The 17,152-nt window shown below is 36.9% G+C and carries 16 protein-coding genes and 5 tRNA genes; 19 read left to right on the top strand and 2 right to left on the bottom strand.

Annotation, left to right across the window (positions count from 1 at the left end; genetic code table 11):
* Nucleotides 1–189: 189 nt before the first annotated feature.
* Nucleotides 190–1,941: a lysophospholipid acyltransferase family protein gene (locus tag LQ201_RS03470; protein ID WP_230143484.1), complete on the bottom strand. Its 1,752-nt coding sequence runs from the start codon at nucleotides 1,939–1,941 to the stop codon at nucleotides 190–192.
* A gap of 95 nt (nucleotides 1,942–2,036) precedes the next feature.
* Here LQ201_RS03470 and LQ201_RS03465 point away from each other — a divergent pair, with 95 nt between their 5' ends.
* The 3 genes from LQ201_RS03465 to LQ201_RS03455 all read left to right on the top strand — a co-directional run bounded on the left by LQ201_RS03465 (nucleotide 2,037) and on the right by LQ201_RS03455 (nucleotide 5,000).
* Nucleotides 2,037–2,936 carry a ComEA family DNA-binding protein gene (locus LQ201_RS03465; protein WP_230143487.1) on the top strand — a complete coding sequence of 300 codons (900 nt, stop codon included), beginning with the start codon at nucleotides 2,037–2,039 and terminating at the stop codon, nucleotides 2,934–2,936.
* A gap of 530 nt (nucleotides 2,937–3,466) precedes the next feature.
* The gene (locus LQ201_RS03460) at nucleotides 3,467–4,618 is read left to right on the top strand and encodes an acyl-CoA dehydrogenase family protein (RefSeq protein ID WP_230143489.1); all 1,152 of its coding nucleotides are present in this window, start codon (nucleotides 3,467–3,469) and stop codon (nucleotides 4,616–4,618) included.
* Nucleotides 4,619–4,823: 205 nt separating this feature from the next.
* Nucleotides 4,824–5,000: a DUF6496 domain-containing protein gene (locus LQ201_RS03455; protein WP_175270383.1), complete on the top strand. Its 177-nt coding sequence runs from the start codon at nucleotides 4,824–4,826 to the stop codon at nucleotides 4,998–5,000.
* Between the two features lie 85 nt (nucleotides 5,001–5,085).
* Here LQ201_RS03455 and LQ201_RS03450 read toward each other — a convergent pair whose 3' ends face one another.
* Nucleotides 5,086–5,472 carry a hypothetical protein gene (locus LQ201_RS03450; protein ID WP_230143491.1) on the bottom strand — a complete coding sequence of 129 codons (387 nt, stop codon included), beginning with the start codon at nucleotides 5,470–5,472 and terminating at the stop codon, nucleotides 5,086–5,088.
* 168 nt (nucleotides 5,473–5,640) lie between these two features.
* Here LQ201_RS03450 and rpsU point away from each other — a divergent pair, with 168 nt between their 5' ends.
* The 16 genes from rpsU to rpoB all read left to right on the top strand — a co-directional run bounded on the left by rpsU (nucleotide 5,641) and on the right by rpoB (nucleotide 17,078).
* Nucleotides 5,641–5,835: a 30S ribosomal protein S21 gene (gene rpsU / locus LQ201_RS03445; RefSeq protein WP_086549247.1), complete on the top strand. Its 195-nt coding sequence runs from the start codon at nucleotides 5,641–5,643 to the stop codon at nucleotides 5,833–5,835.
* A gap of 162 nt (nucleotides 5,836–5,997) precedes the next feature.
* Nucleotides 5,998–6,882, top strand: a complete 885-nt coding sequence (locus tag LQ201_RS03440; RefSeq protein WP_230143493.1) for a tyrosine-type recombinase/integrase — start codon at nucleotides 5,998–6,000, stop codon at nucleotides 6,880–6,882.
* 14 nt (nucleotides 6,883–6,896) lie between these two features.
* The gene (hpf, locus tag LQ201_RS03435) at nucleotides 6,897–7,244 is read left to right on the top strand and encodes a ribosome hibernation-promoting factor, HPF/YfiA family (protein WP_025143266.1); all 348 of its coding nucleotides are present in this window, start codon (nucleotides 6,897–6,899) and stop codon (nucleotides 7,242–7,244) included.
* A gap of 535 nt (nucleotides 7,245–7,779) precedes the next feature.
* Nucleotides 7,780–7,852: transfer RNA gene (locus tag LQ201_RS03430), tRNA-Thr, on the top strand.
* A gap of 39 nt (nucleotides 7,853–7,891) precedes the next feature.
* Nucleotides 7,892–7,974, top strand: a tRNA-Tyr gene (locus LQ201_RS03425).
* A gap of 81 nt (nucleotides 7,975–8,055) precedes the next feature.
* Nucleotides 8,056–8,131, top strand: a tRNA-Gly gene (locus tag LQ201_RS03420).
* Between the two features lie 79 nt (nucleotides 8,132–8,210).
* Nucleotides 8,211–8,282, top strand: a tRNA-Thr gene (locus LQ201_RS03415).
* A gap of 125 nt (nucleotides 8,283–8,407) precedes the next feature.
* Complete coding sequence (gene tuf, locus LQ201_RS03410) at nucleotides 8,408–9,595, top strand: elongation factor Tu (protein WP_057932476.1); 1,188 nt, start codon at nucleotides 8,408–8,410, stop codon at nucleotides 9,593–9,595.
* A gap of 84 nt (nucleotides 9,596–9,679) precedes the next feature.
* Nucleotides 9,680–9,750: transfer RNA gene (locus LQ201_RS03405), tRNA-Trp, on the top strand.
* Nucleotides 9,751–9,859: 109 nt separating this feature from the next.
* Nucleotides 9,860–10,057, top strand: coding sequence for a preprotein translocase subunit SecE (secE, locus tag LQ201_RS03400; RefSeq protein WP_029279332.1), 198 nt, complete (start codon nucleotides 9,860–9,862; stop codon nucleotides 10,055–10,057).
* Nucleotides 10,058–10,066: 9 nt separating this feature from the next.
* On the top strand, nucleotides 10,067–10,606 hold the full coding sequence (gene nusG, locus LQ201_RS03395; protein WP_025143263.1) for a transcription termination/antitermination protein NusG: 540 nt from the start codon (nucleotides 10,067–10,069) through the stop codon (nucleotides 10,604–10,606).
* 382 nt (nucleotides 10,607–10,988) lie between these two features.
* On the top strand, nucleotides 10,989–11,432 hold the full coding sequence (gene rplK / locus LQ201_RS03390; protein WP_010601094.1) for a 50S ribosomal protein L11: 444 nt from the start codon (nucleotides 10,989–10,991) through the stop codon (nucleotides 11,430–11,432).
* 20 nt (nucleotides 11,433–11,452) lie between these two features.
* Nucleotides 11,453–12,151: a 50S ribosomal protein L1 gene (rplA, locus tag LQ201_RS03385; protein WP_029279316.1), complete on the top strand. Its 699-nt coding sequence runs from the start codon at nucleotides 11,453–11,455 to the stop codon at nucleotides 12,149–12,151.
* A 2-nt stretch (nucleotides 12,152–12,153) separates the two neighbouring features.
* A complete protein-coding gene (rplJ, locus tag LQ201_RS03380; RefSeq protein ID WP_057932472.1) occupies nucleotides 12,154–12,675 on the top strand; it encodes a 50S ribosomal protein L10 in 522 nt (173 codons plus the stop codon).
* A gap of 64 nt (nucleotides 12,676–12,739) precedes the next feature.
* On the top strand, nucleotides 12,740–13,117 hold the full coding sequence (gene rplL, locus LQ201_RS03375; protein WP_029279312.1) for a 50S ribosomal protein L7/L12: 378 nt from the start codon (nucleotides 12,740–12,742) through the stop codon (nucleotides 13,115–13,117).
* Between the two features lie 157 nt (nucleotides 13,118–13,274).
* Nucleotides 13,275–17,078, top strand: a complete 3,804-nt coding sequence (gene rpoB, locus LQ201_RS03370; protein ID WP_029279311.1) for a DNA-directed RNA polymerase subunit beta — start codon at nucleotides 13,275–13,277, stop codon at nucleotides 17,076–17,078.
* Nucleotides 17,079–17,152: the final 74 nt, after the last annotated feature.

Genomic DNA, 17,152 nt, shown 5'->3' with positions numbered 1-17,152 from the left:
TGAACAACAGTGTATTAATCGATTAAGAAATTGTAAGGAAGAAAATTCTATAAATAATATTTCATTAACACCAATTTAACAGGGCAAACCTACTTTTGTGGCATAAATATTTGGTTAGTATTTATAAAGTTTAGGTTAGTTGATAATAAAAAACCCAGATGGATGTCTGGGTTTTTTTATGGAATTCATTTATAGATTCTTGCCTAGCTTTTCGAGCATTTCTGGCGGAATATTATGTGTATCAACCACTAAGAAGCCGTCTAAACAATCAGAAAATTTAGGGTCGATATTGAATGAGATAATCTTCGCATTCAGGTTCATATACTGCCTCAACAATACCGGAATCTTAATATGCGAGTTTTCGATATCGCCGATAATGCTATCCAGATCTTTAAAAGACTCGCTGCTATCAACCAAGGTATCTGTAGAAATCGGTAAAAGATCCGCTTTAAACTTGTTTCTTGGCTTCACATACTTTGCCATCTCATAATCGAAATGGTTTTTGGTAATGTAATCTACAATTAAGGCCTTACTAAATTTAGAGAAATTGTTGCTGATACTTACGGGCCCAAACATGTAGCGGTACTGTGGGTTATCAATCAGGTATTTTAAAATTCCTTTCCAAAGCAAAAATAATGGAAGTGGTTTGCCCTGGTATTCTTTTCTGATCCACGATCTGCCCAGTTCGATTCCCTGTCTCAACATTGGGTAGAACTGATCTTTCATTTTAAACAGTTCTGATAGGTAGAAACCACGGCGGCCCATGCTTTCTAAAATCTCATCACCTTTACCAATCCGGTAAGCACCTACAATATTTTCTAAATCCTTATCCCAAATAAATAAGTGGTTATAGTAGATGTCGTAATTGTCAAGATCGATTTTTTTGTTGGTTCCTTCACCAACCTCTCGGAAAGTAATTTCGCGCAAACGTCCAATTTCTCTTAAAATATTGGGAATTTTTAAAGTCGGAACAATGTATACTTCGTAATTTTTCTCCGTCCAAACTTTAAAATCTTCTAAAAGTACCACCTCATTTTTGATTAAAAGCCTCGAAGTTTCTTCAATTACCTCAACAGGTTTCTTTTTAATTTTGAATAAGTTTAGTGGATTAAAGAGTTTTTTCTCTGTATCTAAGCCAATACCAAGTGCATATGTACGGGCCCTTAAAAAGTCCATCAGTTTATTGCTGCTGTTCATGTGCGAAATTTCAGATACGGCTATTGGTTTGCCAATCCGTACCTTAATGGTGCGCCCATGTTTATTTAAAAACTCCGAAGGTAGCTTTGCAGTACGCAGGGTAGGGTGGATGAAGCTTAAAATATTAAAGAAAACACCGTTATTACCGTGAAAATAAATAGGTACAACGGGTACTTTTGCTTTAGCAATCAGTTTTCCAACAACAGGATGCCACATCCTGTCCGTTACCTGTTGGGCATCCAACTTAAAGGTAGAAACCTCTCCTGCAGGGAAAATCCCGATCGGAACCCCGTTTCTAAGCAGATCAAAAGTAGTTTTCAAACCACTGATGCTCGATGTATGTTGAACGTTTTCGAAAGGGTTAACAGCAACAAAAAATTCATCAAGGTTTGGTATTTTTTTCAAAATGAAGTTCACCATCACCTTCGCATCAGGCCTAACCGTACATAAAAGTTTAACCAAAGCTAAACCTTCTACACCACCATAAGGGTGATTTGCAATAGCAATAAAAGGGCCTGTTTTCGGAATGCAATTTAAATCATCATCATCAAATTCTATAGATACGCCAATGGTTTCTAATATCTTGTCTACAAATTCTAAGCCTTTAAAGTGTTGATTTTGAGCGAATACGTCGTTGATGTCGTTCAGTTTCATGATCTCCATCATCAAACCTGCTAAACCTGGTACACCTAGCTTATCTATCTTTGTTGCTTTTGCAAACTCAGACGTAGTTATGATCTTCATATAAAATTCTTAGATTGTTGATAGGCAAAACCTGTTCTGTTTTGCAATTCCAAAAATAAGATTTATATTTATAATACACATGTCATATCGCATCAATGAGAATTTGGCTCAACAAAAATTTTGGTGTTAGCAAAAGTGAATTTAATGGATTGCTATTCCTGGTCTTTATCATTATTGTAATTAAGGCTACACCTATTATATATGGTTATTATCGGCCAGTTTCAAATGATGGCCCAGATCTTTTAGCACAAATTCAGAAGATAACCATAACAGATCAGGCATATGCCAATACCATTCGTGATCGGATTGAAAATTCGAATCCCGAAAAAACGGTTAAACTTTTCAAATTCAATCCCAACACTTTAGATGCACAGGGTTGGCAAACTTTAGGTTTATCAGCAAAACAGGCACAATCGGTTATGAATTATACCGCTAAGGGCGGTAAGTTTTACAAAGCCGAAGATCTTCAGAAAATGTATACCATTTCGCCAGAAATGTATAAAAAGATATCGCCCTATGTTAACATACCCGATCAGCCCATTAATACCTCAAGAAAATATGCACCTTTCGATAAAAAGGAATACGCTAAAAAAACTTTAGTAATTGTCGATATTAATAAGGCCGATTCTGCACAATTGGATGAGATAAAAGGTATTGGCGGCACTTTTGCGCTTAGAATTATTAAATACCGTGAACGTTTAGGTGGTTTTTACAAGAAAGAGCAGCTTCTCGAAGTTTATGGCTTAGATTCTAATAAGTATGCCGAAATTAAAGACCAGATTGAAATCAGTAATGCCCCATTAAAAACAATAAATATAAATACAGCAACATTTAACGATTTAAAGCGCAATCCATACCTTTCTTATAAGCAGATTAATGCCATTATTCAATACCGTAAGCAGCATGGCAATTATGCCAGCCCATCCGATTTAAAAAAGATCATCATTTTAAACCAAGAGGTTATCGATAAGATTACCCCTTATATTTCTTTTTAGCACCTTGAATTTAAAGGTTAAGTTTTAAATATTATTTGAAAAGCAGTCCCCAAATCATAGTGCCAGCCGCGCCACCTAAACCTGATCGGAACGAACACGTAGTGCAACGGAGTAAAGTGAAGAGCAGGACTGAATAACGCGAAATGCTTCTGTACCTGATTTCCAAAAAAATAACCAAGTTAAAAATTATGTAGTTCCTATTCCAGCTTAGTTATAGGAATTAATTGCCTGCAAAGTTTAAAAGAATCCATTTTCAACAAATGTTTTGCGAAACACTGAGTGTATACATCTATTACCATTCTTTCAATTTTATCTATATTCTTCAAAAACGCCACATAATTAGTTTATTCGGCTACAGTTGTAAGAAAAATAGAAAAAAACTTTCTCCGTTAATTTCAAGGTTTAAAATTAACCTATAAACTAATTGAACCGAATACCATTTCATTCTGTAATTGAACAAATATTTAATGGTAACTAACTATCAAATAATTGTTTATAATTGCCTCAACTAACTATAAAATATAAATTTAATGAGCGTAAGCTTCGATTTTTCAGAAACAGAAACTCAGCAGAGTGTAAAGGCCATGGTCCGCGATTTTGCAGAGAAAAACATTCGTCCACATATAATGGAATGGGATGAGGCACAGCATTTTCCTGTCGAATTGTTTAAACAGCTCGGCGAATTAGGTTTAATGGGCGTTTTGGTTCCCGAAGAATATGGAGGCTCTGGATTGGGCTATCAGGAATATGTTGATGTAATTGTAGAAGTGGCCCGGGTTTGTGGTTCAATCGGCTTATCATTGGCTGCACACAACTCTTTATGTACCGGGCATATTTTGGCCTTTGCCAATGCAGAACAGAAGCAGAGGTGGCTACCAAAATTGGCTACAGCCGAATGGATCGGCGCCTGGGGTTTAACAGAAGCAAATACAGGTTCGGATGCACTGAGAATGATGACCACCGCTGTTGAAGATGGCGACGACTATATCATAAACGGTGCAAAAAACTGGATTACCCATGGCAAAAGCGGCGATATTGCGGTTGTTATGGTAAGAACCGGGGAGCAGGGGAGTTCGAAAGGGATTTCGGCTATTGTAGTAGAGCGAGGTACACCAGGTTTTACAGCAGGCAAAAAAGAAAATAAATTAGGCATGCGTGCATCAGAAACCACAGAAATGATTTTTGACAACTGCCGTGTGCCAAAGGCTAATTTATTGGGTAATGTTGGCGAAGGTTTTAAACAGGCGATGAAAGTTTTAGATGGTGGAAGGATTTCTATTGCGGCATTGGCTTTAGGTATTGCAAAAGGTGCTTTTGATGCTGCGGTAGCATATTCAAAACAACGCCAGCAGTTTGGTCAGCCAATCTCCAGCTTTCAAGCCATTAGTTTTAAACTGGCCGATATGGCTACCGAAATTGAAGCAGCCGAATTATTGATCCGCCAGGCAGCAGATTTAAAAAACAGGCATTTGCCTATGACAAAAGAATCGGCCATGGCAAAATACTTTGCCTCAGAGGTTTCGGTAAGGGTAGCAACAGAAGCTGTTCAGATATTTGGCGGTTATGGTTATACCAAAGATTTTCCGGTAGAAAAATTTTATCGCGATAGTAAATTATGTACAATAGGCGAAGGAACGTCTGAAATACAGAAAATTGTAATTGCCAGAGAGGTGTTAGCTTAAAGCTAAAAGACTAAAGCTGGAAACTTAGTTAACGAAAAACAACAAACCAAATATATTATGAGCATCCGGACGGTTTAACCACCTCCGGATTTTTTTGTTTTAAAATTTTAAAACCAACTTTCAATTGCTGTTGTTTTTAGTAAAGACTAATAATCAATGGGCAATTACCAATGGACTATTGACCATTGAACTAATGGACTAAAATATGGCAAAGTATTCAGAAAAAGCTGGTGAGAAAGTTGAAAAAACCATGCACGAAATGAAAGAGGGTAAGCTTAAAAGCGGATCAGGTAAAAAAGTAACTTCCAAAAAGCAGGCAGTTGCTATCGGATTATCGGAAGCCAGGAAAGCAGGAGCGAAGGTACCGAAGAAAAAGGATTAAAGACTAAAGCCGAAAGACCAAAGCGAATAGATATATTCTGAACTACCTGCAAAGCGCTTTAAGCTTTAGTCTTTGGACTTTAAGCTTATTGCGGTATATCTTTAGTAGTTAAAATGCTATCTACTACATAAACGCTAAATCCGCGCCAGGGCAGGGTATTTTTATATTCTTTATAGTGGAGTTCGTAAAACTTGCCACTATTGGCCATCATTTTATCGGCAATTTCTTTATTTGCAATAGAAAATTCGAATTCATTGTTTTGTAGAGTGCCGGCTTGTTTGGATCGAATCCCACTTTGAATCAATTTACCCTCGTAAGTTTTAAAGATATAGCCTTTCTTTACTACATAATTTAATTCGCCGGCTTTAACGCCTTCGCCAAAAACAAAGAAATACCGATAATAGCAGATTGCTACGAGTAAAATAATGACTATAACTGCGATAATTGAGCCTACTTTTTTGCCTGTTGTCATATCATATAATGTATATATAAATGTAGGTAAACAACAGTTTAGTTTAACTAACGATTTAAATAAATTTTCTTTTTATAAAAGCTTTCTCATTTTCAATATTTTGCTTACATTTGCATCCCCGATAACACGGGGAATTTTAAAAACCACGAGAGGAGGTATTTCAGCGTTATGATCATTATCAACATTAAAGACGGCGAATCATTAGATAAAGCCCTTAAACGTTTCAAGAAAAAGTTTGAAAAAACTGGTGTATTGAGAGAACTGCGTAGTCGCCAAGCATACGAGAAAAAATCCGTTGCTCGCCGTACTGAAATTAAACATGCTGTTTACATTCAGAATATGAATCAAGATACAACTGCATAGTTGTTTAAGATATAAATACGTTAAAGTCCTTCTGATGTAAAATCGGGAGGACTTTTTGTTTTAAAAAGAAATCAAAAACTTTACAATAAACAATTAATTAATGATTTCTTTATATCAAAACTATTTGTAACTTCATATCAATGCCCCTCAAAAAGATATTGAATGTTGCTAAAAAGTTTTATAACCTATTTAACTCACGAGAAGCGCTATTCTCAGCACACCATTACCTCTTATCAAACAGATTTAGATCAGTTTGAAGCGTATGTCAATATTACATTCGAGCTGAATTTTTTAGAAGTTAAGCATATTCACCTACGGAGCTATATGGTAGATCTGATGGAGAAGAAAGTATCAGAACAGACCATCAATAGAAAAATTTCGACACTAAGGAGTTTTTATAAATTTTTACAGCGAAGCGGAAAGATTGATCAAAATCCTACTGTTTTAATTAAAGCACCCAAAATACCCAAAAGACTACCGGTATTTGTTGATTCGCAAAAGATGGATCAGCTATTGGATTCGGAGCATTATTTTAATGAAAGCTTCTCTTCTGTTCGCGATCGTCTGGTAATCGAATTACTTTTTGGTACCGGTATGCGTTTAACAGAACTACTCCAGTTAAAAGATACAGATATTGATATTTATTCGGGAACAATAAAGGTTTTGGGTAAAAGAAATAAAGAACGGATCATTCCTGTAAATAAACAGCTTATCAATCAGGTCAATACCTATGTTGAGCTAAAAAAGTTGCAAAACTTTAATAACAATTTGCCTATCTTAATCGTTACCAATACAGGTGCAGCGGCATATCCAAAATTAATATACCGTATTGTTACCTCATACCTAAACCACGTATCAACCAATGAGAAGAAAAGTCCCCACGTGCTTCGGCACAGTTATGCAACAAGCCTGCTAAATGCAGGAGCAGATCTAAATGCAATTAAAGAACTTTTGGGTCACGCCAGCTTAGCAGCAACCCAGGTTTACACCCACAATTCGATCGAAAGATTAAAAACAATTTATAAACAAGCCCATCCAAAGGCATAAAAAAAGGAGGAAAAATGAAAATCGGAGTTCAATCAATCCACTTCAGTGCAGACAGTAAGTTGTTAGATTTTATACAAAAAAAAGCAAATAAGCTAGATCAGTTTTTCGACCAGATCATTAGCGGAGAAGTGTATTTAAAGTTAGAAAACGTAGAGGATGAGGCCAATAAAATTAGTGAGATAAAACTCATTGTGCCGGGAGGTACCCTCTTCGCTAAAGAACAATGTAAATCATTCGAAGAAGCCACAGATCTGGCAATTGAGTCATTAAGAAAGCAGATCACTAAACATAAAGATAAAACACGCGCAAAATTAAGTGAGCATAAAGCAATTTTAAGCGAAAGCGAAGCCGCTGATTACTAAAAATTAGCATTATTTTAAGAAAAGGCAACATGATTAATCATTATGTTGCCTTTTTTATGGACTATCGTGAGGAATTTGCTGTTGTTTTTAACTAATTAATAAATGGTATCGATTGATTTTTTTTAAAATTAATAAGGATGTAAACGATTTGGTGATGTTAAAGGATGTAAGAAGTGGTAGCTGGAAAGCACCGGGAGGTGAGAGCGGGCGCAATTAAACTTAAAAACCGATTCATATTCGTTAGAACACCGAAAAAGTTAAAAAAATAATACGATTTTAAGCGAAAGCAAAGCGGCTGATTATGAAGTACCTATTATTTTAAATCGTCTTAATTGAGTGTGAGGGCTAAAAATTTCACTATTTTTTTTCAAATTTATTTTGAAGTGAAATATAAGTGTGTATATTTGCATTCCCTTTCGGAAACGGTGTTAGGCCAAGAAGAAAAGGCTTGTTCTTTAAAAAGATAAAAGTTTTAAAAAAACACGTTAATAGTATGAAAAATGAAGATTTTTCGTATCATTGCACAAAATTTAAAGCCTCCTTAGCTCAGCTGGTAGAGCAACTGACTTGTAATCAGTAGGTCATTGGTTCGATTCCGATAGGAGGCTCTTTTTATTTTAAAGTGTTAGCATTTTAAAGTAGAAAATGGGGAGATTCCAGAGCGGCCAAATGGGACAGACTGTAACTCTGTTATCGCAAGATTTCGAAGGTTCGAATCCTTCTCTCCCCACACTTTAAATGAACGACCAAATGTTTTAATGAGAGATTATTTCTATCATTCTTTCATTCAATCAATCACTAGTTTTTAAAAGCGGAAGTAGCTCAGTTGGTAGAGCGATAGCCTTCCAAGCTATAGGTCGCGAGTTCGAACCTCGTCTTCCGCTCCAATAAAAATTAGAAAGTGGGCAGTTATTGGTAACAGTTTTTATTTGGTTAAAACTAAAGGCTGGAACTGGAAACTAAAAAGCCGACTTAGCTCAGCGGTAGAGCACTTCCTTGGTAAGGAAGAGGTCATGGGTTCAATTCCCATAGTTGGCTCAGGATAATAAAGCTTTGTTAAATCTGTTTAATATGCAGGGTAGACAAGGTTTTTTGTGTTGCATTGCATCAAAACAATAAATAAAATTAATAAAAAGTTAACCTACTAATTAGTTATAAATAAAATGGCAAAAGAAAAATTTGACCGTAGTAAACCGCACTTAAACATCGGTACAATCGGTCACGTCGATCACGGTAAAACAACTTTAACAGCAGCTATTACAAAAGTTTTAGCTGATGCAGGTTTATCTGAGGCACGTTCATTCGATTCAATTGACTCAGCTCCTGAGGAAAAAGAAAGAGGTATTACAATTAATACTGCGCACGTTGAGTATTCAACTGCAAACCGTCACTACGCACACGTAGATTGTCCAGGTCACGCGGATTATGTTAAAAACATGGTTACAGGTGCGGCTCAAATGGATGGTGCTATTATCGTTGTTGCTGCTACTGATGGTCCAATGCCACAAACTCGTGAGCACATCTTATTGGCTCGTCAGGTTGGTGTACCTTCATTGGTTGTATTCATGAACAAAGTGGATATGGTTGATGATCCTGAATTATTAGAATTAGTAGAAATGGAAGTTCGTGAATTATTATCGTTCTACGATTTCCCTGGTGATGATATTCCTGTTATTCAAGGTTCTGCTTTAGGTGGTTTGAACGGAGATGCTAAATGGGTAGCAAAAATTATGGAATTAATGGATGCTGTTGATAGCTACATTCCAATTCCTCCACGTTTAACTGATCTTCCATTCTTAATGCCTGTTGAAGATGTATTCTCGATCACTGGTCGTGGTACTGTAGCAACTGGTCGTATCGAGCGTGGTGTAATCAACTCTGGAGATCCAGTTGAAATCTTAGGTATGGGCGCTGAGAACTTAAAATCTACAGTAACTGGTGTTGAGATGTTCCGTAAGATCTTAGATTATGGTGAAGCTGGTGATAACGTAGGTTTATTGTTACGTGGTATTGAGAAAACTGATATCCGTCGTGGTATGGTAATCTGTAAACCAGGTTCAGTAACTCCTCACACTGATTTCAAAGCTGAGATCTATGTATTATCAAAAGCAGAAGGTGGTCGTCACACTCCATTCTTCAACAAATACCGTCCTCAATTCTATTTCCGTACCACAGACGTTACTGGTGAGATTTCACTAGCTGAAGGTACTGAGATGGTAATGCCAGGTGATAACGTTACAATCACTGTAAAGTTGATCAACGCTATCGCAATGGAAAAAGGTCTACGTTTCGCTATCCGTGAAGGTGGTAGAACAGTAGGTGCTGGTCAGGTAACTGAAATTTTAAAATAAATCTTAAATCCCGATTTATCGGGACTAAAGAAAAATAAGAAAAGCAAAGTGTTTGAGCACGCTTAAGCACTTTGCTTTCTAATTACGGGAATAGTTCAACGGTAGAATAGAGGTCTCCAAAACCTTTGATCAGGGTTCGAATCCTTGTTCCCGTGCTCAAAACAATGGTTGAGTAATTGAATGAGTGAATGATTGAATTTGAAAGTCAGCTTTCGAATATTATCATTCACTCATTTAGTCATTCTGTCATTCAATAAATTAAATATGGCTAAAGTAGTTGAGTTTATAAAAGAATCGTACGATGAAATGACCCAGAAGGTTACATGGCCTACTTGGGGTGAACTGCAAAGTTCTGCAATTCTTGTATTAGTGGCTTCTTTAATTATTGCATTGGTTATTTTTGCAATGGATAAAGGATCGACATTTGTGTTAGATACTTTTTATAAATCACTTTCTAATTAATATTTACTAATGAGCGATCTAAAGTGGTACGTTGTAAGGGCTGTTAGCGGTAAGGAAAAGAAAGTAAAACAGTACATTGATGCTGAGATCAGCCGTTTAGGTTTCTCTCATTTGGTTCCTCAGGTTTTAATACCAATGGAAAAATATTACCAAATGAAAGATGGTAAAAAAATTGCCAAAGAGCGTAACTTTTATCCTGGTTATGTTTTAATCGAAGCTACATTAGATGGAGAATTAGAGCATATCATTAAAGGAATTAATAGTGTTATTGGTTTCCTGGGTGATAAAGCTGGTAATCCAATCCCAATGCGCCAGGCAGAAGTTAACCGTATTTTAGGTGTGGTTGATGAAATGAGTGAGCAAGGAGAAACGATGAATGTACCTTACTATGTTGGCGAAGGCATTAAAGTAATGGACGGACCTTTCAATGGTTTCTCAGGTATTATCGAAGAGGTAAACGAAGAGAAGAAAAAACTGAAAGTTATGGTTAAGATTTTTGGACGTAAAACGCCACTTGAGCTTAACTACATGCAAGTAGAAAAAGAGTAAGAAATTATTTTTAGAATATAAAAAGACCGCAGAATTTATTTCATGCGGTTTTTTCTTTTTAAATGATTTTTTAAATCGCTTAATAATTAATGTAAGTTTTGTGGTTTATTCCGTCAATGCGAACAAAAAGGGCCCCTGTAGTGGAGTGAAGCAATCTGTTGATGGCTTATAATCGAAGAAACTGTTTTTCTTAATCGCTGATTTATTGAACATATTTTATACACCTTATTTATTATTAAATATATTTCTCTCCATCTATTGTGCATCTGCAAGATTATCCATATCTTTGCAGTCCTTTTAGTTTTATAGGAACATAAAGGAATTTAAATGTTACATGCTTCCAATATTTAACATTGAGTTTTAAATAAACAAAAAACACAAAATGGCAAAAGAAGTCAGTGCAATGATCAAATTACAGATCAAAGGCGGAGCGGCAAATCCATCGCCACCGGTAGGACCTGCATTAGGTGCTAAAGGGGTGAATATTATGGAGTTTTGCAAACAGTACAACGCTCGTACCCAAGATAAAGCAGGTAAAGTATTGCCAGTTGTAATTACTGTTTATGCTGATAAGTCATTCGATTTCATCATCAAAACCCCTCCTGTAGCTATCCAGTTAAAAGATGCTACTAAATTACAGAGTGGTTCTGCTGAGCCTAACCGTAAAAAAGTTGGATCGGTGACCTGGGACCAGATTAAAGTTATTGCTGAAGATAAAATGCCTGATTTAAATGCATTTACAATCGAATCTGCAATGAGTATGGTTGCTGGTACAGCACGCAGTATGGGAATCACCGTTTCTGGTGACGCACCCTGGAACAATTAATTAAAAAACAGTTTACAACAGTGGCGAAATTAACTAAAAATCAAAAAAAGGCACACGCTAAAATAGAAGCTGGTAAAGCTTATACTTTACAGGCTGCTGCTGCTTTGGTAAAAGAAATCACTACCACTAAATTTGACGCATCAGTTGATATTGATGTATCTTTAGGTGTAGATCCGCGTAAAGCGAATCAAATGGTACGTGGTATTGCTACTTTACCACACGGTACAGGTAAAACTGTACGTGTTTTAGCTCTAGTAACTCCTGATAAGGAAGAAGAAGCGAAAGCAGCTGGCGCAGACTTCGTAGGTTTAGACGAATATGTGGCTAAAATTGAAGGTGGTTGGACCGATGTAGACATTATTATCACAACACCAGCTTGTATGGCAAAAGTAGGTAAATTAGGCCGCGTTTTAGGTCCAAGGAACTTAATGCCAAATCCAAAATCTGGTACAGTAACTAACGAAGTTGGTAAAGCTGTAACAGAGGTTAAAGCAGGTAAGATTGATTTTAAAGTAGACAAAAGCGGTATTATACACGCTTCAATAGGGAAAGTATCATTCCCAGCAGATAAAATTTATGAGAATGCACTTGAAATCATTCAGGTAATTTCAAAATTAAAACCATCTGCTGCTAAAGGAACTTATTTTAAAAGCATTCACGTGTCTTCTACAATGAGTCCTGGAATTGCAATTGAAACAAAATCAGTAGCGGGGATTTAATCATGAACAGAGAAGAAAAAAACGAAGTAGTTTTAGAACTACAAGGACAAATGCAAGAGTATGGCAATTTCTATATTGCTGATACATCTAGCCTTTCTGTTGAGCAGATTAACAACATCCGCCGCAAATGTTTCGAAGGTGATATCATCATGAAAGTTGCTAAAAACTCTTTAATCCGCAAAGCGATTGAAGGTTTAGATGGCGATGCTTCTGAGATATACGAAGCCCTTAAAGGTTCATCATCATTATTATTCTCAAAAACAGCAAACGCTCCGGCGAAGTTGATTAAAACTTTGAGAAGAACATCTGATAAACCAGTGCTTAAAGCAGCATATATAGATTCATCAGTATACGTTGGCGATGACCAATTGAATAACTTGGTAAGCTTAAAATCGAGAGAAGAGCTTATTGGCGATATCATTGGATTATTACAATCACCAGCTAAGAATGTTATATCTGCGCTTAAATCAAGCGGAGGCAAAATTGCAGGAATTGTTAAAACTCTACAAGAAAGAGAAGGTTAACGAACACCTTAAGTTCGCAATTAAACAAAATTATTTTTACGTAAATTTTTAAAATCTTAATAAAATGGCAGATTTAAAATCGTTTGCTGAGCAATTAGTAAACTTAACAGTTAAAGAAGTTAACGAATTAGCTCAAATCTTAAAAGACGAGTATGGTATCGAGCCTGCAGCTGCTGCTGTAGTTGCTGGTCCTGCTGCTGGTGGTGATGCACCTGCTGCTGCTGCAGAAAAAACATCATTTGATGTTATCTTAAAAGAAGCTGGTGGCGCTAAATTAGCAGTTGTAAAACTTGTTAAAGACTTAACTGGCCTTGGTTTGAAAGAAGCAAAAGACTTAGTTGACGGAGCACCAAAAGAATTAAAAGCTGGTGTTACTAAAGACGAAGCAGAAGCTCTTAAAAAACAATTAGAAGAAGCTGGAGCAGTAGTTGAGATTAAGTAATCACTTAACTTAGCTAAGCTAAAAATGTATTAGACACCGACTGAAAATGTCGGTGTCTTTACCTGTTTATAAACATCTCATTTTGTTTGGTTAATGAGAATGGTTGAAACTGAAACCAAACAAATAGTTTATTCTTAAACTAAAATCTTTTAGTCCATTGGCAAAGACAGTCGAACAAAGAGTAAATTTTGCAACTAGTAAGCACATTATAGACTATCCGGATTTTCTGGATGTGCAATTGCAATCATTCAGAGAATTTTTCCAGATAGATACCACATCAGACGATCGCTCTAGCGAAGGTTTGTTTAAAGTGTTTGCTGAAAACTTTCCAATAACAGATTCAAGAAATATCTTCGTATTGGAGTTTCTTGATTATTTTGTTGATCCGCCACGTTACGATATACATGAGTGTATTGAGCGTGGATTAACCTACAATGTTCCATTAAAAGCAAAGCTGAAGCTTTCTTGTAATGATGTAGAACATGAAGATTTTGAAACCATTATCCAGGATGTGTACTTAGGTACAATCCCGTATATGACACCAAAAGGTACGTTTGTTATCAACGGTGCAGAACGTGTTATCGTTTCGCAATTACACCGTTCTCCAGGAGTGTTCTTCGGTCAAAGCCGTCACACAAATGGAACCAAATTGTATTCTGCACGTGTAATTCCTTTCAAAGGTTCATGGATCGAGTTCGCTACAGACGTTAATAACGTAATGTATGCTTATATCGATCGTAAGAAAAAATTCCCGGTTACCACTTTATTACGTGCTATCGGTTACGATTCTGATAAAGACATCTTGGAACTTTTTGATCTTGCTGACGAAGTAAAAGTTAGTAAATCTGGTTTGAAGAAATATATCGGTCGTAAACTGGCAGCAAGGGTATTGAAAAAATGGGTTGAAGATTTTGTAGATGAAGATACAGGTGAGGTAGTTTCTATCGACCGTAATGAAGTGATTCTTGAAAGAGAAACCGTTTTAGAAGACGAACACATTGATATGGTTATCGAAGCAGGCGTAAAAAGCATCATCTTGTCTAAAGAAGATGGCGCAAGTCAGGCTGATTATACCATTATATATAATACATTACAGAAAGATACATCAAACTCAGAAAAAGAAGCTGTAGAAAACATCTATCGTGCTTTGCGTAACGCAGAACCACCTGATGAGGAAACAGCCCGTGGTATCATTGATCGTTTATTCTTTTCAGATAAACGTTACGATTTAGGAGATGTTGGTCGTTACCGCATCAACCGTAAATTAAAAATGAATACCCCTGATGAGGTTAAAGTATTAACAAAAGCAGATATTATTGCAATTGTGAAATACCTGATCAAATTGATCAACTCAAAAGAAGAGGTAGATGATATCGATCACTTGTCTAACCGTCGTGTACGTACGGTAGGTGAGCAATTGTACGCACAATTTGGTGTTGGTTTAGCCCGTATGGCCAGAACAATCCGTGAGCGTATGAATATTCGCGATAACGAGGTGTTTACACCAACTGATTTGATTAACGCCCGTACGTTATCATCGGTTATCAACTCGTTCTTTGGTACTAACCAGTTATCTCAGTTCATGGATCAAACGAATCCATTGGCAGAGATCACACACAAACGCCGTTTATCGGCTTTAGGCCCAGGTGGTTTATCACGTGAGCGTGCCGGTTTCGAGGTACGTGACGTTCACTATACGCACTATGGTCGTTTATGTACTATTGAAACACCAGAGGGACCAAACATTGGTTTGATTTCATCACTTTGTGTGCATGCAAAAATCAATAATTTAGGTTTCATTGAAACACCATACAAACGTGTTGAAGATGGTAAAGTAGTTGTAGATTCAGACGTTATTTATTTATCTGCAGAAGATGAAGATGGTAAAACCATCGCTCAGGCCAATGCAGAGTATGATGATAAAGGTAATTTTACCACACCACGTGTTAAAGCGCGTTATGAGGGTGACTTCCCGATTATTGAGCCTGAGAAATTAGACTTAATGGACGTTGCGCCTAACCAGATTACTTCAATCGCTGCTTCGTTGATCCCGTTCTTAGAACATGATGATGCGAACAGGGCGTTGATGGGATCGAACATGCAACGCCAGGCCGTACCATTGTTACGTCCTGAAGCACCAATTGTAGGTACAGGTTTAGAAGGTCGCGTTGCACGTGACTCAAGAACTTTGATCAATGCAGAAGGTGACGGTGTTGTAGAGTATGTTGATGCTAACGAAATCACCATTAAATATGAGCGTAACGAAGATGATCGTTTAGTTTCATTTGAAGGTGATAGCAAAACTTACCGTTTAATTAAATTCAAAAAAACCAACCAGAATACTTGTATCAACTTAAAACCAATCGTTAAGAAAGGTCAGAAAGTTACTAAAGGACAAGTACTTTGCGAAGGTTATGCAACTGAGAATGGTGAATTGGCATTGGGTAGAAACTTGAAAGTGGCATTCATGCCTTGGCAAGGTTTCAACTTTGAGGATGCGATTGTAATCAACGAGCGTATTGTTCGTGATGACGTTTTCACTTCATTGCATATTGAAGAGTTTGAATTAGAAGTACGTGATACTAAACGTGGAGAAGAGGAATTAACACCAGATATCCCGAACGTTTCCGAAGAGGCTACTAAAGACCTTGATGAAAACGGTATTATCCGTATTGGTGCTGATGTAAAAGAAGGTGATATTTTAATTGGTAAGATTACGCCAAAAGGAGAATCAGATCCTTCACCGGAAGAGAAATTACTACGTGCAATTTTTGGTGATAAAGCAGGTGATGTTAAAGATGCGTCTTTAAAAACTCCTCCTTCGATCCAAGGTGTGGTAATTGATACCAAATTATTCAGCCGTGCTAAGAAAACTACAAAAGCTGAGGAAAAATCGGCAATTGAGAAATTAGACAAAGGATATAACAATATCACTGAGAAATTAAAAGCAGAATTAGTTGACAAATTATTCACCATCGTAAATGGAAAAACATCTCAAGGTGTATTTAACATTTACAAAGAATTATTAGTTGCTAAAGGCGCTAAATTTACTCAGAAAATTTTAGCTGAGCTTGATTATAATCACATTAGCCCTAACAAATGGACTACTGATGATGATAAAAACGAGATGATTAAAATGTTGCTTCACAATTACGGTATCCGTGTTAACGAAGAACTTGGTGCTTACAAACGCGATAAATTCGCGATCAGTGTAGGTGATGAGCTTCCTTCAGGAATCGTACAGATGGCAAAAGTTTATGTAGCTAAAAAACGTAAATTAAAAGTAGGTGATAAAATGGCGGGTCGCCACGGTAACAAAGGTATTGTTGCGCGTATTGTACGTGATGAAGATATGCCTTTCTTAGCTGATGGTACTCCGGTTGATATCGTGTTGAACCCACTGGGTGTACCTTCACGTATGAACCTTGGTCAGATCTACGAAACCGTATTGGCATGGGCCGGTAAAGAATTGGGTGTTAAATTTGCAACTCCGATTTTTGATGGTGCTACGCACGATGAGGTGGAAGAATGGATCGCTAAAGCAGGAGTTCCTGCTTCAGGAAAAACCTACTTATACAATGGTTTAACAGGTGAGCGTTTCGATCAGACTACAACTGTAGGTATTATCTACATGTTGAAATTAGGTCACATGGTTGATGATAAGATGCACGCCCGTTCAATCGGACCATACTCATTAATTACACAACAACCATTGGGTGGTAAAGCCCAATTCGGTGGTCAGCGTTTTGGTGAGATGGAGGTTTGGGCATTAGAGGCATTCGGTGCAGCTAATATTCTTCAGGAGATCTTAACCGTTAAATCGGATGATGTAATCGGAAGAGCGAAAACTTACGAAGCCATTGTTAAAGGTGAGAACCTACCAACACCAGGTGTACCAGAATCGTTCAACGTATTGGTACATGAGTTACGCGGATTAGGTTTAGATATTACGTTAGACTAAGTATTAAGTATAAAGTATCGAGTATCAAGAAGGTTAATTCAATCTCGATACTTGATATTAAGTACTTGCTACTA

Source organism: Pedobacter sp. Bi126, from assembly GCF_918698245.1.
Lineage (GTDB): Bacteria > Bacteroidota > Bacteroidia > Sphingobacteriales > Sphingobacteriaceae > Pedobacter.
The sequence above is the reverse complement of the archived record's forward strand: the minus strand, read 5'-3'. Positions and strand labels throughout refer to the sequence as shown.